At 34.7% G+C, this 23,140-nt stretch carries 23 protein-coding genes; 4 read left to right on the top strand and 19 right to left on the bottom strand.

The window, feature by feature from the left end:
• Positions 1 to 193 precede the first annotated feature (193 nt).
• The 8 genes from BLT57_RS10550 to BLT57_RS10585 form a co-directional block, all read right to left on the bottom strand.
• A complete protein-coding gene (locus BLT57_RS10550) occupies positions 194 to 1,354 on the bottom strand; it encodes a flavohemoglobin expression-modulating QEGLA motif protein (RefSeq protein ID WP_091425553.1) in 1,161 nt (386 codons plus the stop codon).
• Complete coding sequence (locus BLT57_RS10555) at positions 1,354 to 2,184, bottom strand: N-formylglutamate amidohydrolase (protein WP_091426754.1); 831 nt, start codon at positions 2,182 to 2,184, stop codon at positions 1,354 to 1,356. The genes BLT57_RS10550 and BLT57_RS10555 overlap by 1 nt, the downstream gene beginning before the upstream one ends.
• A 4-nt stretch (positions 2,185 to 2,188) precedes the next feature.
• Entirely contained in the window at positions 2,189 to 2,518 is a 330-nt protein-coding gene (locus tag BLT57_RS10560; RefSeq protein WP_091425555.1) for a TerB family tellurite resistance protein, read from the bottom strand.
• A 2-nt stretch (positions 2,519 to 2,520) separates the two neighbouring features.
• Positions 2,521 to 3,348, bottom strand: coding sequence for a sulfurtransferase (locus BLT57_RS10565; RefSeq protein ID WP_091425556.1), 828 nt, complete (start codon positions 3,346 to 3,348; stop codon positions 2,521 to 2,523).
• On the bottom strand, positions 3,341 to 4,378 hold the full coding sequence (gshB, locus tag BLT57_RS10570) for a glutathione synthase (protein WP_091425559.1): 1,038 nt from the start codon (positions 4,376 to 4,378) through the stop codon (positions 3,341 to 3,343). Before gshB ends, BLT57_RS10565 begins: the two co-directional genes overlap by 8 nt.
• A gap of 44 nt (positions 4,379 to 4,422) precedes the next feature.
• The gene (locus BLT57_RS10575) at positions 4,423 to 5,745 is read right to left on the bottom strand and encodes a dicarboxylate/amino acid:cation symporter (RefSeq protein ID WP_091425561.1); all 1,323 of its coding nucleotides are present in this window, start codon (positions 5,743 to 5,745) and stop codon (positions 4,423 to 4,425) included.
• 39 nt (positions 5,746 to 5,784) lie between these two features.
• Positions 5,785 to 6,846, bottom strand: a complete 1,062-nt coding sequence (aroC, locus tag BLT57_RS10580) for a chorismate synthase (protein ID WP_091425562.1) — start codon at positions 6,844 to 6,846, stop codon at positions 5,785 to 5,787.
• 205 nt (positions 6,847 to 7,051) lie between these two features.
• The gene (locus BLT57_RS10585) at positions 7,052 to 9,979 is read right to left on the bottom strand and encodes an FAD-binding and (Fe-S)-binding domain-containing protein (protein WP_091425563.1); all 2,928 of its coding nucleotides are present in this window, start codon (positions 9,977 to 9,979) and stop codon (positions 7,052 to 7,054) included.
• A 150-nt stretch (positions 9,980 to 10,129) separates the two neighbouring features.
• Between BLT57_RS10585 and BLT57_RS10590 the strand changes: the two genes are divergently transcribed.
• Positions 10,130 to 10,612, top strand: a complete 483-nt coding sequence (locus tag BLT57_RS10590) for a hypothetical protein (RefSeq protein WP_091425565.1) — start codon at positions 10,130 to 10,132, stop codon at positions 10,610 to 10,612.
• A gap of 52 nt (positions 10,613 to 10,664) precedes the next feature.
• Here the strand turns inward: BLT57_RS10590 and BLT57_RS10595 are convergent, their stop codons facing one another.
• The 3 genes from BLT57_RS10595 to BLT57_RS10605 all read right to left on the bottom strand — a co-directional run bounded on the left by BLT57_RS10595 (position 10,665) and on the right by BLT57_RS10605 (position 12,948).
• Positions 10,665 to 11,180: a DinB family protein gene (locus tag BLT57_RS10595; protein ID WP_091425566.1), complete on the bottom strand. Its 516-nt coding sequence runs from the start codon at positions 11,178 to 11,180 to the stop codon at positions 10,665 to 10,667.
• A gap of 83 nt (positions 11,181 to 11,263) precedes the next feature.
• The gene (locus BLT57_RS10600) at positions 11,264 to 11,743 is read right to left on the bottom strand and encodes an Lrp/AsnC family transcriptional regulator (RefSeq protein ID WP_091426755.1); all 480 of its coding nucleotides are present in this window, start codon (positions 11,741 to 11,743) and stop codon (positions 11,264 to 11,266) included.
• A 74-nt stretch (positions 11,744 to 11,817) separates the two neighbouring features.
• A complete protein-coding gene (locus tag BLT57_RS10605; protein WP_091425568.1) occupies positions 11,818 to 12,948 on the bottom strand; it encodes a M14 family zinc carboxypeptidase in 1,131 nt (376 codons plus the stop codon).
• A gap of 305 nt (positions 12,949 to 13,253) precedes the next feature.
• On the opposite strand from BLT57_RS10605, the gene BLT57_RS10610 reads away from it, so the two are divergent.
• The 3 genes from BLT57_RS10610 (at position 13,254) to BLT57_RS10620 (ending at position 14,899) form a co-directional block, all read left to right on the top strand.
• Complete coding sequence (locus BLT57_RS10610; protein ID WP_091425569.1) at positions 13,254 to 13,640, top strand: helix-turn-helix transcriptional regulator; 387 nt, start codon at positions 13,254 to 13,256, stop codon at positions 13,638 to 13,640.
• A 76-nt stretch (positions 13,641 to 13,716) separates the two neighbouring features.
• A complete protein-coding gene (locus BLT57_RS10615; protein ID WP_091425571.1) occupies positions 13,717 to 14,103 on the top strand; it encodes a hypothetical protein in 387 nt (128 codons plus the stop codon).
• Between the two features lies 1 nt (position 14,104).
• Positions 14,105 to 14,899, top strand: coding sequence for a TerC family protein (locus tag BLT57_RS10620; RefSeq protein ID WP_091425573.1), 795 nt, complete (start codon positions 14,105 to 14,107; stop codon positions 14,897 to 14,899).
• Here the strand turns inward: BLT57_RS10620 and BLT57_RS10625 are convergent.
• From BLT57_RS10625 to BLT57_RS10660, 8 genes are all read right to left on the bottom strand, one after another.
• Positions 14,896 to 16,206, bottom strand: coding sequence for a DUF3570 domain-containing protein (locus BLT57_RS10625; RefSeq protein WP_369825365.1), 1,311 nt, complete (start codon positions 16,204 to 16,206; stop codon positions 14,896 to 14,898). The two genes, BLT57_RS10620 and BLT57_RS10625, sit on opposite strands and share 4 nt — an antisense overlap.
• A 17-nt stretch (positions 16,207 to 16,223) precedes the next feature.
• The gene (locus tag BLT57_RS10630) at positions 16,224 to 16,436 is read right to left on the bottom strand and encodes a DUF4266 domain-containing protein (RefSeq protein ID WP_091425575.1); all 213 of its coding nucleotides are present in this window, start codon (positions 16,434 to 16,436) and stop codon (positions 16,224 to 16,226) included.
• Positions 16,433 to 17,416: an FAD:protein FMN transferase gene (locus BLT57_RS10635; RefSeq protein WP_231928686.1), complete on the bottom strand. Its 984-nt coding sequence runs from the start codon at positions 17,414 to 17,416 to the stop codon at positions 16,433 to 16,435. Before BLT57_RS10635 ends, BLT57_RS10630 begins: the two co-directional genes overlap by 4 nt.
• A 5-nt stretch (positions 17,417 to 17,421) precedes the next feature.
• Positions 17,422 to 17,859, bottom strand: a complete 438-nt coding sequence (locus BLT57_RS10640; RefSeq protein ID WP_091425577.1) for a thioredoxin family protein — start codon at positions 17,857 to 17,859, stop codon at positions 17,422 to 17,424.
• 89 nt (positions 17,860 to 17,948) lie between these two features.
• Entirely contained in the window at positions 17,949 to 18,596 is a 648-nt protein-coding gene (locus BLT57_RS10645) for a Crp/Fnr family transcriptional regulator (protein ID WP_172827446.1), read from the bottom strand.
• Between the two features lie 130 nt (positions 18,597 to 18,726).
• Complete coding sequence (locus BLT57_RS10650) at positions 18,727 to 21,396, bottom strand: DNA gyrase/topoisomerase IV subunit A (RefSeq protein ID WP_091425580.1); 2,670 nt, start codon at positions 21,394 to 21,396, stop codon at positions 18,727 to 18,729.
• Between the two features lie 9 nt (positions 21,397 to 21,405).
• Positions 21,406 to 21,879, bottom strand: a complete 474-nt coding sequence (locus tag BLT57_RS10655) for a hypothetical protein (RefSeq protein WP_091425582.1) — start codon at positions 21,877 to 21,879, stop codon at positions 21,406 to 21,408.
• Positions 21,880 to 21,904: 25 nt separating this feature from the next.
• Positions 21,905 to 23,140, bottom strand: coding sequence for a retropepsin-like aspartic protease (locus BLT57_RS10660; protein WP_091425583.1), 1,236 nt, complete (start codon positions 23,138 to 23,140; stop codon positions 21,905 to 21,907).

Consider the following 23,140-nt stretch of genomic DNA (forward strand, 5'->3'; position numbering starts at 1 on the left):
CTTGTTGTAGCTTTAATTTAAATTAATTGAAGCGTTCATTTACATTACTAAAAGCCTTAAAATAAACCGTTTGGCTTGAGCCTAGCTTCCGTTAGTTAGGAATAGATCAAGCTCTCCTTTGGTGTAAAAGTCTAACAACTGAGGAGTTTCAGAAATAAAATGCTGATAAGAACACTATTACTTTAAGGCTTTTTTATTTTAAACTTTTCAATATGAAGTCTAAATTCTTATTCGAGTTGTCATTATTGAGATAAGAATCTGTGAAATATTTAGATGGAATTGCTAAACCTAAATCTTGTAGTTTTTTTATGGTATCAATATAATCTAAGGTAACCTTCCCTGTTAACAAGACATCCAAATCACCACCTGATTGAGCATAATTATAAACACGACAAATACCGCTTAAATATTGGTGATCTTTAGTAAATCCACCGCCTCTATGGACGCGGAGTGAAATTGCAAAAGCTTTATCCCGATCAAGCTTATACTGACTATATAGTAGATCAAAAGTATCAGAAAAGCTATAACCTTTGTTCAAAGAATCTACGGCAATCACACGATATGCTAATTCCTTTAATCGCTTCATCGTTAAACAGCCAGACATATATTCGGCATAAACCGCAAGACCTTCCTGCGTTTCAACATTATTTGGCAAACCGTTTGAAAATATTTTCAAGGGTTGTGCTAATGCGTTAAATGTCGTAACCATATGCACTCCAATTTCGTGATTCGTAAGTACCTTTAACTGATTCTTACTAAACTTATGGTTCTTGCTTAAGACTAAAGTTTGCGAATTGTTTAGCACCATTGCCGCAGCCGACAGGTTTGTCGACAACTTAATATTATAGTTAAAATCGTAGCGTTTTGAATAGTCTTTAAAATAATCTACCGCATCTGTAGCTGAATAAATAGGAAGCATTTCTTCATCGAAATCACTATCATCAAAACGCAAAATAAATTTCGCATTGTCAATCTGTTTTTCTGTTGGTGTCCCAAAACTCTTCAAACTATTGTAGTAGAATTTACGTCCTTGATTTATAGTTTCGATACATTCTATCAATCCTGAATATTCGTAAATAACATCCTCATATAATTGTCTAATATCCTCATCTACAATACGTTCTAAGCGCTGAGAAAAGAACAAGCGATGCAACTTATAACCGTTGAATTTAATCTTAGGATATTTAAATACAGGCTCATAATTAAATTTCGAAGAAAAAAATTGTTTCTTTTCTCGTTGGATATTTAAAGGGTTGATGTAATTGAGTACTTCAATTTTTTGCACCAATCGGTTCAAATTGCCATCAATATCAAATAAATCTTGGTATTCGTCTGTACTAGTTATTTGCGGCATTATTTAGCGTGCTTTTTATAAAATTGAGCAGCATGCTCAGGTAATCGTTTTCGTAATTCTAATTCAACTGCGGTAACCACTTCGGGATAAATCACATAATTGTATTCGTCACAGTAGACCTTCGCAATTTCAGTTGCCAAAACTAAGGTATTTTTGAAGGTTTTCGTGATATATTTTAAGAAATATCCATTCCCAAAAAAGGTATCATTAATCTTTGCTGTTGATCTAATCTCATGAGGAAAATGAAACTCTGATAACTCTTGACGCCAAAGCTCTATATCGTCTCCAAATCTCTCATTATCAACATTTGATGTTCCTAAATTCCATGTAGGGACCACTCTATCCCATCGTTTCCAATTATAACTATGTATATCATAAACAACACAAACCCCAAACAATTCTTCTAATTTCGCGATTAATGCATGTGTTACTCGATAAAAATTGTCATGTTTTTGAAAACTCTTTGTTTTTTTCTCTTCGGAAAGCGGCTTATGCCATAACTGTTTTCCCCAGGCTGTTTCAAAAACAGCCTCTTCTGGTGGACGGTTGAGATCGTATTCGAATCGCGAATCACAACCAGCAATAAGAATTGGATGTGTGATGACCATGTTTTTAGTCTCTGGATCTTCTTCATACCAGCGCTCATAATCGGTATGAATACAATTACCCCATAGCTCTTTTCTGAATTGATGTCCGTCGTGCACCGCAGCGCAGGCATAATGTACGTATTTGTCAATTTTTAAAGTAAGGGAGTAATCTTCGGCCACCGCATGAAACGTTTCCTCATTCTGGATTTTCGAAATAATAGAGTCAATTGATAAGCGTTCCATCATATCACTTCAATATTTTTTTGAGTTGGTTATAAATAGCTAATTCCATTTGGTCAAATGATCCATCAGCAAAAGCCATTAGTTTGATATCTGCAAATAATTCAGAGAGATCATCATTATAATACTTTTCCGATTTTACGGCATCCACAATTTTATTGATGCTTTGATAATCGTTATCGGCATCAAATTCCTTTTTAATATCCTTGAAAGTTTCAGCATTAACGCGTGATAGCATATAATCCTGTTCTTCCTTTGTACTCTGTAAATCTGAGTGTGCTACATACATCAAAGTATAAGCTACCAATTCGTTTTTTGTCCAATGTTTTGATTCCATGATTATATTGTTAAGGTTCCGTATTCTGTCCATGATCCATCATAAACAGATAGTTTTTTATACTCTAAAATTTCAGCAACTAATACCAAAATACAAGCCGTAATTCCAGATCCACAGCTAAAAGTCAATGATTTGTCTCCTATTTCAAAAGTATCAAAAATTATGCGTAATTCGTCTTTTGATTTTAAACAATATCCATCGAGTAAATTAGTATATGGCAGATTGGCTGAGTTAGGGATTGTTCCACTTCTCAATCCTACTCTAGGTTCTGGAGCTTTACCTATAAAACGATCTTCTGAGCGTGCGTCTATAATCAAACAGTTTTCATCTCTTGCAATATCTAAAATATGATGAAAAAATCGTATGTTTTCAGATTTAAATTCGGCTTTAAAATTTCCAATATCCCATGTTTTCAATGCGAATTGAGAGACCGTTTCAAACTTTAAACGTTTCCATTCTGGAAGTCCACCATCTAAAACCGCAATATTATCAAATCCAAAGCTCTTAAAGAGCCACCAAACTCTTGGACTCCAATACATGCCTTTATCATCATAAACGACAATTAGAGTATCTTTATTAATACCGAGCTTTCGCGCTTCTAGTTCAAACTGCTCTTGTGAAGGACATGCATTAGGGTATTCATCGGTTGTATCGCTAAATTTTCCTTTTATATCGAAATATCTAGAATTGGCTATATAATCTTCAGAAGCTACAGTATCTCCTCCTTTTTTGACGCGAGTATCAAGAATAATCAAATGCTCAACATTCCGATTTTTATGCAACCATTCACAACTTACGATAGTCGATACAAACCGACTGGTATTAGGCATCCTGAACTGTTTTTCTTAATCGTGTACGTCTATCAAAGGCCTGTAATTGATCAACAACTTTACTTTCTAAAAAGTCGACAACACGCTCTTCAACTTTAATTTTTGACTTGTACACCTTGTTGATATAGGTAATTCCACCAGGTGACATGACATTAACTTCAACAAGCTTTCCGCCTATTACATCAATTCCAACGAAATACAAACCGTCCTTAACAAGTTTAGGTCCAATTTGTTTACATAATGCTTTTTCTGCTTTAGTTAAGGTGTGTTTTTGAACTGAACCACCTGCAGACACATTAGAGCGATGATCATCATTTCCTGGAACGCGTTTCATTGCTCCTACAGGTTCACCATTTAATAAGAGAATTCTAACGTCTCCTTGATCTGCCCCTTCAATATAATCTTGAAGAATTACATAATTTGAGTTCCCATCGCCAGTAGTGATATAAAAATCGAGTAATGAATTGATATTACTCATGGCTGATTTCTCAATTAAAATCACACCTGAACCACCAAAACCATTCAGTGGTTTTAAAATCATTTTATCTGCCTTAGATTCTTTGATTTGTTGAACGAGATACTCTTTGTTTTTGGACACATGTGTATTTGGAATAATATTGCTATGCGCATCACCAAAAGCAGCCGTATATAGTTTATTATTAGCTTCTCTCATGCCTTGAAGTGAATTCACAATAAATACATCGTCCTTCACAGAGTCTAAGAAATTAAGCATAATTGGATCAAGTGGTGGATTAGCTCTAAAGAAAATAGCATCAAATCCAGCAAGCGGCAACATCTCTTCTCTTAAACTGGCTTTGTTATAAAATGCTTTCAAAGTTGGAGGCACTTTATCCATTCGGTTAATTACGGTACAAAAAGCGTTAGTCACACTATCTCTTATCGTCAAGTTTGCTGGAGTACACATGGCAACACCATGACCGCGCTTTACACATTCTTTGATTAAAGCGAGACTCGTATCGTTTTCTGGATCAATTTGTTCCCAAGGATACATTATAAAACAAACATTCATAGTCGGTAATTTTAGTTGATTAATCGTATTTAAATTTAAAGTTTTTATTTAACTTCTTCATAGTTATCATCCCAATTCTTAACTTTTGGCACACCTAGTTTTCCTACCGATTTTGCGACAATCATTGATACAGTGGCATCGCCTGTCACATTCACAACAGTCCTACACATATCCAACGGACGGTCAACAGCAAAAATAAGAGCCAAACCAATTGGAAGTAATTCTGGAGGAAGCCCAACAGACTCTAATACAATGACCAGCATAACCATTCCTGCTCCTGGTACTGCAGCACTCCCAATAGACGCCAGCAAAGCTGTTAAGACTATAGTTATTTGATCTGCAAATGTTAAATCTAAACCTAGTGCTTGAAAGATAAACACTGCAGCCACGGCTTGATAGAGACTTGTTCCATCCATATTGATTGTAGCACCAACTGGCAGTACAAAACTGGAGACTTCTTTATCTACGCCTATATGTTCTTCAACACGTTCCATAGTTACAGGAAGTGTCGCTGCACTACTACTTGTTGAAAACGCTAATAGTTGAGCTGGACTGATTTGTTTTAAAAACCAAAACGGGTTTTTCTTTGTTAACGTTGCAACCAAGATGCAGTAGAAAACAACCATTAAAACTAACCCTAGAACGACAACACCTGCATATTTCAATAAAGCGTACAAAATATCTGGATCATCAGAAGACACAACAACATTTGCTAATAATGCAAATACTGCAACAGGTGCACTCAACATAATTAAGTCAACCATTTTTAGAACTACATCATTTAATGAGTCAAATAGTTTTTTCAAGGGTTTAGCCCGTTTCTCTCCTATAAGGAGCATTGAAATCCCTAAAAATATGGCAAAGAAAATGACTTGAAGCATTAACTTATTATTACTTAAGGCATTAAAGGCATTGTCAGGAACCATATCTTCTAAGAACTGTAATGGACCTGTATTCATCTGCTTTGCAGCTTCTTCAATTTTTGCTTTTACACTACTGTTTTCTGAATATGTTTCTGTTAACTTAGCAATTGTTTCTTCAGAAACACCATCACCAGGTTGCATTATATTTACAAGAGCTAATCCTATTGAAATTGCAATTACTGTTGTAACAATATAAATCCCTATTGTGCGTAACCCTATATTTTTGAATTTAGAAATGTCTTTTAAATCTGAAATCCCTTTAATCAATGATGCCAATATTAAAGGAATAGCTATTAATTTTAATAGTTTAACAAAAATAGTCCCAATTGGTTTTATCCAATCTTCAGTAAATGCTTTTCCTCCATATTGAAGCATAATAAAACCAAATACTAAACCGAGTAGCATTCCTATTAAAATTTGCCAGTGTAATGCTAGTTTTTTCATAGAGTTTATACCCTTTTCGAAGAAAAAGGAATTGTTTTTTTAATTATACATTTTATTTAGTAAATAAAAATCTGCTAAGACCAATGCCGCCATCGCCTCTACAATAGGAATAGCTCGAGGCACTACACAAGGGTCGTGACGTCCTTTTCCTTGCATTTCTATTATGTCTCCAGAACTATTAAGAGCATCTTGTTTTTGAATGACTGTCGCCACTGGCTTAAAAGCAACTCTAAAATAAATATCCATACCATTACTGATGCCACCTTGAATACCTCCTGATAAATTGGTTTTAGTAGTCCCATCCGCATTAAATAAATCGTTATGCTCGGTGCCTTTCATTTGTGACCCAGAAAACCCACTTCCATATTCAAAGCCTTTCACCGCATTTATTGAAAGCATAGCTTTACCGAGATCGGCGTGCAACTTATCAAAAACTGGTTCACCCCATCCAACAGGAACATTTTGAAGCACACATGAAATGGTGCCACCAATCGTATTACCTTCCTTACGGATCTCTTTGATTTTTGAAATCATTTGCTTTGCTGTTGCCTCATCAGGACAGCGAACAGCATTGCTTTCGGTTTTTGAGAAGTCTAAATCTTGATACGGTTTTTCTAAAATAACATCACCTACAGAAGACGTATATGCGTTAATTTTAATTGAACTCAATACTTGTTTAGCAATGGCACCAGCTACTACTCTTGAAGCTGTCTCTCTTGCCGAACTTCGCCCGCCACCTCTATAATCTCTAACACCATATTTCTTTTCATACGTATAATCGGCATGACTCGGACGATAAACATCCTTAATATGCGAGTAGTCCTTTGACTTTTGATTGGTATTCTTGATGACAAACCCAATCGGTGTTCCTGTCGTTTGACCTTCAAATATACCTGACAAAAACTCTACCGTATCTGGTTCTTTACGTTGTGTGACTATTGAAGACTGACCAGGTTTGCGACGATTCATTTCGTTTTGAATGGCTTCAAAATCTAATTGCAATCCGGCAGGACATCCATCAATAATTCCACCAATTGCCACACCATGTGACTCTCCAAAAGTGGTGAGTTTAAAAATTTTTCCGAAGGAATTTCCTGCCATATATTATGTTTTTGTGCTAAAGTAGTGGTAAAAATAAAGAAACAAATAGAGAATCCCATAAAGCATGGCCATTCAATACAAAAAAAAGACAGAACAATAGATAAACAAATTGCTGACTGTTTGTTAATTAGGTCCATTATTAATTAACTCATACTTATTTGATAATGTGACTTAAATATGATGAAATTCTAAAGCGTCTTACATATTAGATTAATGCATTCTTTAAAATAGATACAGGATGCAGTGCTTGACGTTCGGTTCCATCTTTAATTTGGTGCCTACAACTTGTACCGTTTGCTGAAATAATGACATTTGAGTTGGCATTTCGAATTGCAGGAAATAAAGTCTGCTCACCTATTTGCATACTCACTTCATAATGCGCTTTCTCATAACCAAAACTACCCGCCATACCACAACAACCACTGGGAATAATGGTCACTTTATAATTTTTTGGCAAATTCAATACTGTAAAGCTTGACATTTGATTGACTAATGCCTTTTGATGGCAATGTCCATGGTATTTAATTGTTTTTGCTTCAGAAGTAAACTGGTCTGAAGTGATATTACCCAATTGAATTTCATTTTGAAGAAATTCTTCGATTAAAAAAGTGTGCTTCGCTATTTGTTTTGCCGAAACATTATCATCAGCCAATTTAAGATATTCATCTCTAAACGTCAAGATAGCCGATGGTTCTATTCCGATAAGTGGAGTGTCTTCGGAAATTAGATTCTTAAAAATTTCAACATTCTGATTTGCACAATTTTTTGCTTGCTCTAAAAACCCTTTAGATAAAAAACTTCTGCCACTCTCTAAATGATTTATATATAATATTTTATAGTTTAATGATTCAAGCAATACTTTAATATCTTTTGCTATGTCAGAATCTAGATAATTAGTGAATTCATCCACAAACAAATATACTGTTTTTAAAGACTTTGGCGCAGCGTCATTTCCATCTATCCAACCTGAGAAATTAGCCATACTTAGATAAGACTTCGATAGTATTGGCAAACTCCTATCTTTATGAACACCTAAAATTGATTTAATAATTCTCGATGATATTGCATTTCGAAACAGAAAGTTACTAAACCTAGGAACTCGGGACGCTATCCTGTTATAACGCGTAAAATTAGCGAAAAATTTATCTTTAAATTTAAATCCATTAGTCTTTTGATACTGGTACTGAAATTCCGCTTTTAAACTGGCAACATCCACACTACTAGGGCATTCGCTTGAACAAGCCTTACAACTCAAACAAAGATCAAAGACCTCCTTAAGTTCTTCATGATCAAATTTATTATCTTTATCTGAATGTGTTAAAAACTCCCGTAATGCATTAGCTCTAGCTCTAGTCGTATCCTTTTCATTTCTGGTGGCGCGATAGCTCGGGCACATCGTTCCTCCAAATTCTGGAAGTTTGCGACAATCTCCCGAACCATTGCATTTTTCAGCAGTACGCAATATTCCCATGGACTCCGAGAAATCTAATATCGTTTTTATTTCAGACTGCTGCTGTTCAGGCTCATTGCGTAAAGATTTATCCATTGGAAACGCATCTACAATCTTACCAGGGTTAAAGATATTATTTGGATCAAAGGTTGATTTTATGCGCTTTAAAATGGCATAGTTATCAGCTCCTATCATGATTGGTATGAACTCAGCGCGAACAATTCCATCACCGTGTTCTCCGCTCATTGATCCCTGATAACGTTTCACTAAATGTGCAACATCTGTTGTTATTTTTCGAAACAAAACCACATCAGAGGCCTTTTTTAAATTAAGTATTGGTCGTAAATGCAATTCTCCAGCCCCAGCATGCGCATAATAGACTGGCTTTTGATTATAACCTTTCATCAGTTCAGAAAAATCATTAATATAACTCGATAGATCTTCTAGCGCAACTGCAGTATCCTCTACGCAAGCCACTGCTTTTTTATCACCTATTATGTTACCTAATAATCCCAAACCTGCTTTTCGCAATTCATCGGCCTTATTAATCTCATTTCCGCAGAGCAAAGGATTAGAATAGCTCAATCCTAAAACTTTTAAATCAGACACTAAAGACTCCGCTTTAGTATTTAAATCACTTGAACTGCTTGAGCGCAGTTCACACATCAAAATAGCCTCGGGATCACCCTCTACAAATTGCCTATTAACCTGCTGATTTTTATTATGTTTTGTAAGATCTAAAATGGTTTTATCCATCATTTCGCAACCGTATAAATCATGCTGCATTGTCAAATTAACAGCATCTAAACAATCCTGAATTGTCTTGAAGTGAGCCGCGACCATTGCACGCTCTGATGGCTGTATGGGATCTAGTCTTAGAGTAATTTGAGTGGTAATTGCCAACGTGCCTTCACTACCCGATAAAAGTTTACACAAATTAAAAGCTTTCGATGTGTTTGAAAACACTTCTGTATTTATGAGCTCATCAATAGCATAACCTGTATTGCGGCGATGAATATTAGGTTTCGGGAATTGAGATCTAATATTTTGCTGAACACCTTCCGGCGCTAATTCAGAAGCAATACTTCTATATATCTCTCCCTCTAAGGAAACATGGGTCTTCTTTTTCTTAAACGCCTCAGAGGACAACTCAGAAAACACAACCTCACTACCATCACTTAAAATTGTATGCAGTTCCAAAATCTTATCCCTAGTAACACCATACTTAATTGAAGTAGTTCCTGAAGAATTATTACCTACCATTCCGCCAATCATACAACGATTTGAAGTCGATGTATTTGGTCCGAAAAAAAAACCAAATGGCTTGAGATAATTATTCAACTCATCTCTCACTACACCAGGCTGAACGGTAACAGTTTGCGCCTCTTTATTCAGCGAGACGATTTTATTAAAATATTTAGACACATCTACCACTATTCCTTTTCCAACACATTGACCCGCAAGAGAGGTTCCTGCTGTTCTTGGAATTAATGATGTACTGTGCTTTGTGGCAAATTTTATAAGAATTTGAATGTCTTTTTTAGATTTTGGAAGCGCCACGGCCAGAGGCAGCATTCTGTACACAGAAGCATCAGTTGCATAAAGTCGTTTCATCAATGCATCATAATGCAGTTCACCCTCTAATTGGGAAGATAAATTTTCTAAAAGCGAGTCGCTGATCATAGATGATTAAGTCTGTTGATAAAACTAATAAGAAATTTAATAAATCACGTTTTTTGGCGTTATTTTTGTAACCAATATCGCATAAAAAAAAGAATGGTCTAATAAAGACTGTATTTTAAATTTATTAACGACAACAAAAACTTAAATTTTATGAAAAAATTATTTTTAGTAGCTCTAGCCTTTATTGGCTTCGCAACGGTTAACGCTCAAGACATCTCAGATAATGCAATCGGTTTAAGATTAGGTGACAGTGATGGGTTTGGTGCTCAAATCTCCTATCAACGCGCCTTAGGGGACAATAACAGACTTGAAGTTGATTTAGGGATTACAAACGGCAACAACTATGACGGATTCAAACTAGCAGGAATTTACCAATGGGTTTGGGTACTTGATGGCGATTTCAACTGGTACGCTGGTGTAGGTGGCGGAGTTGGCTCTATAAGTTTTGACAATGTTCCTCCAGGATTTGATGACAGTGAAACTTTTTTCTTTGCAGCAGGAAACATTGGTATTGAATATAATTTTGATATTCCTTTACAATTATCACTTGATGCCAGACCCGAATTTGGCTTTGGAGACTTTAACGATGATTTAGATTTTGATATTGCTTTAGGAATCAGATATAGGTTCTAACTAATAACATATACATTTTAAAAAGCCACGTTTATCAACGTGGCTTTTTAAATTATAAATAACGCTCCTTGATAATGTCGCAATGATGATTCTCATGACCTATGGTGATAAAAGCTATTGCTCTAGGAGATATATCACTTTCGCTAGCAGTGCCTATGCGACACAAGTCAGTCGACAGCATGCTTCCAAACAATATAATAGTTGAATGGCGAACCGCCTTATATTCATCTATTAAACTATCGATATGGCGTTGGTTCGCATTAGACTGAACAACGTACTCATCCTGATCAAAACCAGGGAAAACTGATTGATCGTGTCTAGCAATACACAAGGCTCGATAGGCAAATATGCGTTCGGTATCAATGAGGTGCAAAATAATTTCCTTAATCGTCCACTTCCCTTCTACATATCGATACTCAAGTTTTTCTTCTGGAATTGATTCTAAAAATGCGATAGTTTTATCTCCATTTATTTTTAAGCCGCTATGCAGCGTCAAATCACCCGATTTGTCTATATAGGTCTGATAATAAGGATTAAACTCCGTTTTCGATAAATCTTCTTTTCTCATAGTGTGTTTTTTTTTAATAAATGTAACAAAAAAACCCTTTCTCTTTTTTACCGAGAAAGGGTTGATTTATATTTGTTAAATTATTATAGTTCGTTAAAAATCGTATGCATTAATCGTTTCTTATCATTGATACTCTCTTCAAGACTAATCATCGTTTCCGTTCTATAAATCCCTTCGATATCATCAAGCAAAAATATAATATCTTTAGCGTGTGACGTATCTTTTGCTCTCACCTTACAGAATATATTAAATTTTCCAGTTGTGATATGTGCAACTGTCACATAAGGAATCTGAGCGATACACTCTAATACAAACTTAGTCTGTGATGTGTTATTTAAAAACACCCCTACATAAGCGATAAATGAATACCCAAGCTTCTGGTAATCCAGAGTTAAAGAAGAACCACGAATAATCCCAGCCTCTTCCATTTTTTTTACTCTAACATGTACTGTTCCCGCTGAAATAACCAATTTCTTGGCAATATCTGTAAAAGGAATTCTTGTATTATCGATCAACATATCTAAAATTTGATGATCGATTTCATCCAATTTAAATTTTCCCATTTTTTTGTTTTTCATAGATTAAATACAAAAATAATGCATTTTCTTTAAAGATATCGCATTAAAAATCAATTATTTTACCATTTTAGTACGAATTTTTCATTATTTATCATTACGAAATCGATTTCGCTACCCTCTTTTATTGTGTTATTATTCCTACCTAACACCCTGTACCCTCCCGCATCCAGTACTTTGTGCGCAACATAAGCGTCTAAATTTGAAATTTTCTCAACTTTAGGCACAAATTCGATGACACCATCAATTAAAGTTTCTTGATATTGAATTGCAATGTCTTTGTTGTCAGTGTTTTTAATAATGATATCATAAAATCGTTTTTCATTTTTAGGAATTTCAGCATATGAATGACTTTGTGTACCATCTATTGTATGTTGTGCGATATAATCTAGAGCCACCAAAAGTGACTGACATATATATTCCCTGGTTTGTTCCCTCAAATAATCCTCATGATAGTGCCCTGCTTCAAAAAGAACTGTTGGCACATGTAAGGCCTGAAACATATCTCCAACGCAATTTAAATTAAAGGAATCGTCATATACACCAACCTGATTAGGAATTTGCTGCTGAAGCACATCATTCATCTTGGTTATAATTTCCATAGCAACGCTCCGTGTCTGGGTAACGGATCGTGCATGATCTTGTGCAGGAGCTAAAAATGATACTGTTGCTGGAAATTCTGTATGACCCGCACTAAAAATAGTACGTTGACCATGCAGATTAAAACAAAAATGAGGTTTAACATCCTCGAAAACCGATTTTAAAACCTTTGATTCTGGCTGTGACAGGTTTTGAGCATCCCTGTTTAAATCAATTCCATTTGCATTTAAACGCGCATAAGCCTCTGCTCCATCTGGGTTTAAAATGGGTATTATCGTGACTTTACAATTCTGACGGATCAATTTTGCAATAGCTTCATCACTACAAATCACATTCAACACATCAAAAATGGCTTTTGTAGTTGTACTTTCATTACCATGCATTTGCGACCACATTAAAATCTTTTTCTCTCCAACTCCAAAAGTTAACGCATAAATAGGTAAACCATTTACAGATTTTCCAATGCGCGCAACTTCAACTTTATTTCCTAATTTTTCAAGAAGAGGAGCAATTGTTTTATGACTAATATAGCGACCATAAAGCGCTGTCTCTTTATACAAATTGAATAAGTATTTTAAGGTATCTATCTGCATGTAATTAAATTAATAAAGACAAAGGTAAACAATTGATAATTTACATTTGTAAACACTTAAACTCCTTCATTTATTCTTAAAGTGATGAGAATTGTAAACAAAACACGCTGGATAAGCCTTGGTCTTTTTAGAAATTCTATGCATTGAATTAATTATTATATCATATAATTGTATTTCAGTAATTTAATTAATATTATATAAAGTTATAATTTACTATAAAATAATAAACAATCACATGTTTTAGCATAATACAAGCAATATGTTTACATTTGTAACGTTACAAACTTAAACAAGGTGAGTTTACAATGATAAACAATGAAGAATTTGTTAAACGACTCCAAAAAGTCATAGATTTCTACGGAGAAACAGCCTCTTCATTTGCTGAAAAAATTGGCGTGCAGCGCTCCAGTATTTCACACATATTATCAGGTAGAAATAAGCCTAGTTTAGATTTTGTTTTAAAGGTGCTTTCCTCCTTTCCGGAAGTAGAATTATATTGGTTAATGAATGGCAAGGGTCAGTTTCCATCTCAAAAAAATAAAACAGAGGTACATCCCGTTTCCGAAGACAAAGAACTTCCGATTAAAAATAAAACTGAGATTTCTCAAATTTCTGAATCCGACGACAAGACGATTGAACGCATTGTGATTTTTTATAATGACGGTACATTCAAGAATTTTGAACAGTCTTAAAAGTCTTAATAAATTTTCAAATCTGCTTTTCTAACAAATTGTTACAGGTTTTGTAATTTTGTGTAAAATATGTACCATGCGTAAATTGACTCTACTACTAATACCGCTCCTTTTTTTAAATTGCTATCGTGCAGAACGCAATTGCAATAGTTTTAAAACTGGAACTTTTGAGTTTACATATATGGTTGATGGCATAGAAAAGACTGGAACATTTGTACGTACAGCCGATTTAAATATTGATTATTACGATAATAAAGTAGATTCTGCCTCAATTCGCTGGATTAATGACTGCGAGTTTATTCAGAAAAAGATTAATCCAATAAATAAAAGCGAAGAAAAAGCAATTCATATGAAGATTGTCAGCACAACTGACGACTCGTATACTTTCGAATATCAATTAGCGGTTAAAGACGCTTATAAACAGAAGCGCGTAGAGAAAGGAACTGCAAGAAAAATAAAATAGTATGCTTGAATTTTTGTTGACTGGTGATGCTATTATAGCCTTACTCACCTTAACATTTTTAGAAATCATATTAGGAATAGACAATATCGTATTCATTTCTATTGCTGCCAATAAGCTTCCTGAACAACACAGATCAAAAGCTACAACTATTGGCCTATTACTTGCTATGGGGCAGCGTGTGATATTATTATTCTTTGTATCATTCTTAGTTGGTTTATCAAAACCCTTCTATAATTTGGAAACCAGTTGGTTTGAACTCCATATTAGCTGGCAAGCTTTAATTTTATTTTTGGGAGGATTGTTTTTAATCTATAAAAGCACTTCGGAAATTCGCGAGAAAGTCACTTATCCTGAACACGATGCCGATGAAGTTAAAGGCAAGACTATAAAAACCCTATCCAATGCTTTAGTACAAATCTTAATCATTGATTTTATTTTTTCCATCGATTCAATCTTGACGGCAGTTGGAATGACAAATGGCTTGCATCCTAACACTTCTTACACACTTGTTTTAATGGTTATTGCGGTTATGATATCTATAATTATAATGATTGCATTTGCTAATCCAATTAGGCGCTTCATAGATAGCAACCCGAGTATTCAAATGCTAGGCTTAGCTTTTTTAATCCTTATTGGTTTTATGCTCATTACAGAAGCTGCTCACTTATCACACACAGAATTCTTTGGAAATAAGGTAGGTGCAATACCTAAAGGATACTTATATTTTGCAATTGCATTTTCATTGTTTGTTGAATTCTTGAACTATAAGATTAGTAAAAAAAATCCTAAGAGTTAGTCCATAATAAATTTGAATCCTGTCGTAATAATATTAGCACTAAGCGTGTTATTCCTGTCGTACTGTGTGTATTTGAGATCGATACTCTTTAAACCAAATTTCCAAATGTGGAATTTGGTAAAGATGTCAGTATAAGAGGCACCAAAACTCCATTGATTGGCATTATACTTTGAAAGATCATAGTCTGAGGTATAAAACTCTGAAGTAGACAGATGGCCTTCATAAGCTCTAAAATAATCAGCTACTGTTTGATTATAAAAACGATATGACGGATACAATGTAAACTTATCCGAAACTTTTATTGGCAACTCCGCGCTCGCTGTATGTGACTTAATTCCCCAGTCATCAAAATAATAGCGGTAAAACGTTCTAAGCATAAAAGTTTCATTAATATAATAATTAAGTCTACCACCAATAGCCACTTTAAATCTAGAGTCTGGTAAGCGTTCAATATCATCTGCTAATTGAAAATTCTCTATGAACGAGTCGGCTATATCGCTAAAATACACACGTTGAAAAGGCGTAGATAATAAACCGTCCTGCATAACCAAATCCAAAGCTAAAGAACCTTGCAGTTTCTTAGATAGTATTTGTGAAAAACCAAACCCTAAGGCATAAGAATTTCGGCCTTCACTGTCAAAAGTTTTAAAATCTGGATTATAGTTTTGATTACCCGTAATTGTATTTTGCGTGAATATATTGCTAGTTAATCCTGCTCCACCTTCAACAAACGGACGTAATTCTGTTGGATATAAAGCATTCCATGTATCGATATAAATGTTTGTATTAACACTAACTTCAGTATTTTTTTCATTGAACAACTTCGTATAACTTCCACCAACACCAACTGAGAAATAGTCATACTCTGCTGAAACTGCAAGTTTAGCAGACCATATATCATTTCTGTCATCTGAACTATGACTATAAGTTCCTGTAATATTATTCCAAACATCAGATTCTGATGCTCCTGAACTAGCTACAAATGGATCAGCAGGACTATTGCCATCAAAAGGGCCGACATTACTTGAAGATGCCGAAGTATAGGCAGAAACGCCCGCATCAATCGTCAATACATTGTCATCATTTAAAGGAATAGACACAATAAATGTAGCGGTAACATCAGTCAATTCTTCAGTTCCCAGGCCTCCACTTACAGCAGCATTATCACCATCTTGAGAATAATAACTTGATAAAAAATCAGCTTCGGTTGTTTCTAAAACACGTTTCTTATACACATTTGTTGAATCCTGTGCTTGCGTCATTTTAATAGACAAGAGCGCAACTAGTAAAATTATTAAGTTTTTCAAATTTTTAAATTTATGTATTAGTTACATCCACAGCCACCACCTGTTTTTCCTCCATTCGCTCCAGCAGCTGCCTCACGATAAGAATGTGCGGTTAGTATGTTTCGATCGGCTTTTTTGTCGGCCAAAACCATATCAGGATCATTTAAATTCACTTTTTCATACTCTTTTACCACCACACAAGAGGTGAGAAAAGAAGATACCAGTATACAAAGAATTGCCTTTTTGATCATATTTTGTCTATTTTAATATTTTCAGATGAAAATAGATTTCCATTTTCATCGATAATAATACATTCTATATTAGGTAACTGATTTATTCTATTGATCCCCACGTCTTTACCCATCACAAAAACTGAAGTTGCCAGTGCATCTGCGAGTTCAGCTTTTGGCGCAAAAACGGTTACACTTATCAACCCTGTCGATGGATAGCCTGTTCTTGGGTCAATAATATGAGTATATCGCTTTCCGTTAAAGGTTACTTCTTTTTCATAATTACCAGAAGTAACAACAGCCCCATTTGTTATTGGCAAAAGCGCAAAGGCTTTATTTTTATCTAAAGGATTTGTAATAGCAACTTTCCAGTCTTTGCCATTAATTTGTTTTCCCCAGGTATTCATATCTCCTGAAGCATTGATAATTCCAGCGACAACACCTTTATTTATTAATAGCGATTTAGCCATATCTGCCGCATAACCTTTGCCGATGGCTCCAAATCCGATTTTCATCCCCTTCTCTTTCAAGAAGACCGTGTTTTTTGAAATATCTAAAACAATGTTTTCAAAACCTACCTTTTCCACTGATGCTTTTATTTGTTCTGCAGAGGGCATTTGCGTCATGCTGCCATCAAACTTCCAAATACGATCCATAGATGCATAAGAAATATCAAAAGCGCCATCAGTAAGCATAGATATTGATATCGCACGATTAATGAGATTAAAGAGCTCTTGATCAACGACAACTGCTTTAATCCCTGCGTTGCGGTTAATTTCGGAGGTTTGAGATTTTGGATCCCACGATGAAATAAGGTTTTCTATTCTACTAATTTCTGAAACTGCTAAATCAATATAAGTGTTTGCTTCAATCGAGTCTTTAGCAACCACCGTAATATCAAAGCGACTGCCCATAAGCTTTAAGGTTTGCTTATGTGTTGTTTGAGCTTCAGTATAAAATGCAGAAAGCACAAAAACTATGGTTATATAATATTGTTTCACAAACACTAGGATTTAAATGCCTCTAAAAATTTGATATACTCAGTAGGAGACGTTTTCTTATATCCTGAAGACGCTAACATTTTGCCCTTTTCATCTAAAACAACAACATAAGGGAAATACCCACTCTTGTTATAGGTTTCGGCTAATTTGTTATTATGAGCTTGCAAGGTTTCGCTCAAAGCATTCTTTTTTCGCTTTGGAAAGTCTGCCTTTAACATCACAAAATGATCTTTAGCATAGTTTTGGAATTCTTCAGTCTGCCAGATCTCTTTATCTAATTTGATACATGGCGCACACCAATCAGACCCCTGAAATACCAATATAATGGTCTTTTGTTCTTTTAAAGCGACAGCCTTTGCCTCATCAAAATCTGTTAACCAGTGTTGAGCATGTGCTGAAGTCATCGCTAACAACAGTACTATTAAGCATATGGATTTATTCATAAGGATAGTAATAATATGGGTTCAATTTATTCATTAAACGAGAACTTTTAAAAAAACTTACATTGATATTTATCAATTTAAGTGTTCTGCTATAGAAAATTCCCAACCTTTACAAGACCTTTATAATCCTGAATAAAAATACTACTCCGTTTTGTGGTTATTAGTTGCTCTTCTTTAAAGTCTTTGAGCATGCGTACGACAGATTCCTTTGCCGTCCCTACCATACTAGCTAAATCATCTCTATTTATGATGATTTCTGTTTGGTTATTGTTTCCGTTTTCGAATTTGCTTTCTAATATCAATAGGTTTAGCGCAGCTCGTTCTCTAACGGTATGTTTGGCGAGCATTTTTGTAGCATTAATAAAGACTCTGAACTCATGACTTAAATTCTTCAAAAGGCGTTGTGTTAAAAGGTGAGATGAGTTAACCGCTTTTAAGAAGTCATGTTCAGGGATAAAATCAATTTCAGAATCTAAAAGTGCTACGGCCGAATCTGGATATAATTCTTGACTAAGAATGGCATGATACCCAAGATACTCGTTTTCTTTACATACATAAAATATATGCTGTGTCCCGAAGTTGGTGTGAGTAAATTTCTTCACCTTACCTTTTCGCACGCGATATACCCCTTTGGGTTTTTGACCTTCGCTAAAAACAGACTCTCCCGCTTTATAATGTGCAGTGACCATATTTGTTTTAAGCACCTTACAAACGGCATCTGGAAGATCTTTTAACAAATCGTGGTTATTAAAGCTATAGTGGTTATTTAATAAATCATTGATTGTCATACTATCAAGAAAAGTAATATTTTACTATGATAAATCCATTCTAATAAGAGAAAATTCATGAGGATTTAAACAAATAACACTAAAAGAGCGTGATCTGACCTTGATCATCCAATCCAGATTCCGTATCGTCATCAGGATCTGTTTCTGTCGTTTTGGTTGATTGGTTCTCGGGTTCATTTTCCGAAGTCACAGATTCTACCATTTCATCTACAACTTCAATTTCCTCTGCTGGCGTATCTTCAGGAGCCTCATAAGGCAGTGGCTCTAGCAGATTCACCTGATTAATCTTTTCTTTGGTTAATTGATTTCCAAGCGCCGATATGCCTTTAACTGCAATAAATTCTTCCAGGTTAACCGTCTCATTAGCTTTACGATCTTTCCCTCGCTCTTTTTTAAATTCTATTTCAGCCATAGGCTTCCAATCCGTTGAAACAATTTCCAATTGAGACCCAGGATGCTCTGGAATAAAAGATTCTTCTCTACCTTCATTTTCTATTAAGAAACGTTTTACGTAGTAAATCTCCTTTTCACCATTGTAGTAAATTACTGAAATTGGTTTTTTCGGAATCCATTTTTCAAGTACAATCATGTCATCATCAAAATGCGTGCTTAATTCTGGTAAAATCGTTTTAACAATTCCTGATTGTGTAATGATGAGCAATCGGTCTTCACCTCTAAACTCACCTACAAGCTCACCTCTTTCGTCTACATTTAAGCGTTGTACCGTATCATCGAACCATATTTTACGTGGTTTTAAAGTAGAGACTCCCTTTTCTTTTAGCTCTATTTTCTTAATCGCATATTTAGTTACCACATTGCCTTTAGATGCACGTCCTTTTATTAAAATATCGGCAAAATCCAAATCCCACTTAAGCTTTTTAATACTGCCGGCTTGGCGGAGGTGAATGCTTACTACCTCAGCTTCTCCATTTGGATTTGCGGAAAAATACCATACTATCGAACCTTTATTTCCATTAGTGAGGTCATACTCTTTATCTCTAGTCACTGAGGTGACTGCAAATCGTTTAACATATGTTGGTCCTTTAGCACCATCGCGATACATCAAATTATATATGGTGCGTTTGTCTTTTTTCTTAAAGACCGCCACATGCATAATATCTTTTCCTATAAAGGTCTTACTATCAACTTTGGTAACCATCATTTTACCAGTTTTGGTAAATACGATAATATCATCAATATCACTGCAATCGCAAACGTATTCATCTCTACGCAATGAGGTACCAACAAAACCTTCAACTCTATTAACATAAAGTTTCGTGTTTCTTATCACAACCTTAGTTGCGTCAACATCTTCAAACGTTTTGATTTCTGTCTTACGTTCACGACCTTCTCCATAGTCTTTTTTTAAACGTTGAAAATAAGCAATGGCATAGGCAATCAAATTTGCTAAATGATGTTTTACCTCAGCGATTTGATCTTCAAGAGCATCAATTTTTTGTTGTGCCTTATCAATATCAAATTTTGATATACGTTTAATTCGTATTTCGGTAAGACGCACGATATCTTCTTCAGTGATCGCACGTTTTAAATGCTTAGTATGTGGCTGCAAACCTTTATCGATAGCCGTAATAACACCTTCCCAAGTTTCTTCTTCTTCAATATCTCGATAGATACGTTTTTCAATAAATATTCGCTCTAAAGACGCAAAATGCCATTGCTCCTCATATTCACCTAATTTTATTTCTAGTTCACTTTTTAGGAGTACCACGGTATTGTCCGTTGAACGTCTTAGCATTTCACTTACTCCAACAAAGAAAGGTTTGTTATCTTCTATTACACATCCCAAGGGAGAAATAGAGGATTCGCAATTGGTAAAGGCATATAAAGCATCTATAGTCTTATCAGGTGAAATTCCACTTGGTAAATGGACTAAAATTTCAACATCAGCCGCTGTATTATCCTCAATCTTTTTAATCTTGATCTTTCCTTTATCATTCGCTTTTAAAATAGAATCGATTAGGGAAGAGGTATTTGTGCCATAAGGAATCTCTGTAATAACTAAAGTGTTTTTGTTAAGTGGAGAAATCTTAGCACGCACTCTTATTTTTCCACCTCGTAAACCATCGTTATAATTAGACGTATCAATAATACCGGCTGTTGGGAAATCAGGATATATCGTAAACCTTTTTCCATTGAGATGCTTGATAGACGCATCAATAAGCTCAATAAAATTGTGAGGTAAGATTTTTGTAGATAGACCTACAGCAATACCTTCTCCGCCTTGAGCAAGTAATAATGGGAACATGACCGGAAGATTAACTGGTTCTTTGCGACGGCCATCATAACTTGCTTGCCACTCTGTTATCTTCGGATTATAAACAACATCTAAAGCAAATTTAGACAGACGCGCTTCTATATATCGAGAAGCGGCAGCTCTATCTCCAGTAAGAATATTTCCCCAGTTTCCTTGAGTGTCAATTAATAAGTCCTTTTGACCAATTTGCACCATGGCATCAGCGATACTCGCATCTCCATGCGGATGATATTGCATGGTATGACCAACAATATTAGCCACTTTATTGTACCTGCCATCATCTAAATCTTTCATAGAATGCATGATACGACGCTGTACTGGCTTAAACCCGTCTTCTATAGCTGGCACAGCACGTTCTAAAATAACGTAAGATGCATAATCTAGAAACCAATCTTTATACATTCCCGTTACTCTAGTAATGCTTTCTTGAGGTTCGTCTTGACTATCTATGATATCTATATTCTCATCACTCATTAATCTTCCCTAATTTTTATTTGATTTAACGATTTTACTCAACGATTGCCCAACATAACGTCGCTTTTTTTTCGTAACCAAAGTCACATTAAACGTCTTTTTTGTTTTTTTATCACGCTGATTTTTCAAGTAAATAGTTAGTGTTTTGTAGATAATATAATTACGAAACTTAAAAGCATACAATTGATTTTTATCGAATTCTAACTTTTGCTCTCTGTAATTGAATTGATCTGAAAGCAGCAATCCTCTGTTCAAAATAACTACTTTTATCCCATCACTATCATATTCAAAGTAACGAGATATAAAATGGACAATAAAAAACAATACTGCAAAGCCTAAGGTTATAAATAAAAATCTCAAAGTAGAATTATCACTAATTGCTCTAAAGCTTTTAGATACGGTAGCCATGACCATTGCAAGCACGATCAATACAAAATAGATCGAAACAATTGTATTTTTTACATTACCATTATTCGTTCGCATTACTTTTAACTTATGTCTTTACTGTTTAATTCAAACTAATTTTAAAATCATTTAAAAGTGTTTGTAATTCTTTTTTCTGAATAGCGACACTCTGAACTTCGCTATTTACCTTTCTAATCACAATTTGGAGTTTATTTTTTGATTGGTATTCTAATTCTTTGATTACAAAATCACAAAAGTTTTCATTGGTTAACTGAAGACCATCATATGATACAATTTCATCTCCATAATTAATTACCTTTTGCAATTCTTTATCCCAAACATATCCTATAACAAGCTTATTGTTTTTTATCGTTCGAGTAAATCCAATTTCTGGTTCACTAACATCAAGTATTGGCGTTTTTGCACTGAAATAAAAACGCCTGTTTTTAAAATCGATAGTCATGATACCATGGTTCAATAATTCAGCTCCTAATTTTGAATTATTATCTTCTGTAGTATGCGTAATGCAATTCTGAATTTCAAAATCATTGATGATTAGTTTTGGCAAATGGACTCTAATCTGATTATTACTAGGCACTTCACCAAACAAACTAACGGATGATGCACCATTGCTTTCCCCTATTTCATTAAATATGCTTTCAGAGCTAAAAACTTCATAATTATCTCTAGATATATCATAGAGTTTTCCCATTCCTGTATCGACAAGCACTAATTCTCTTCCGCTAACTTTACCTTTAACACCTACCCATATATAAGGACTACTTTGATTGCCAACTAATTTTAACTTAGACGCCTGTTTTTTATTTAATTGTAACCGTTTTGATTTGTTGGTAAGCTTCAATATCTTTTTATCTGCATCTATTTGAATAATTGACTTTCTGAGCAAATTACTACCAATAAATCCATCAATACCAAAACAAGAGAAAATAGAACTCCCATTAAGATCAAAAACTAAAGCTGACTGGTTGACAAATTCCGTTTCACCTAGCTTAATACTTTTTAATTGAACTATGTCTAGATTTTCCTTTTTATTGTTTGCATCGCTAGTTGATACTACCTTTAATTGCTTCGGTTGAATGGCCTCAAAAACTTCCTTCGAGATGATATTTGGAGCACCTGTATCAAGTAAGAATCGATATATCTTCCCTTCAATTTCCACAGGTATAACTATTTTATTTTTCTCAAATTCAAAGTCTATTTCCTCATAATAATTAGTGCTTTTTACTGATCCACCCTTTAAACTTGCGTTTTGCGAAAACGCCACAAACGATAGCGTAATCACAAATTTGAATAATAAGACTCGAGTTATTTTATTCAT

The sequence above is a fragment of the Formosa sp. Hel1_31_208 genome (assembly GCF_900104785.1).
Lineage (GTDB): Bacteria > Bacteroidota > Bacteroidia > Flavobacteriales > Flavobacteriaceae > Psychroserpens.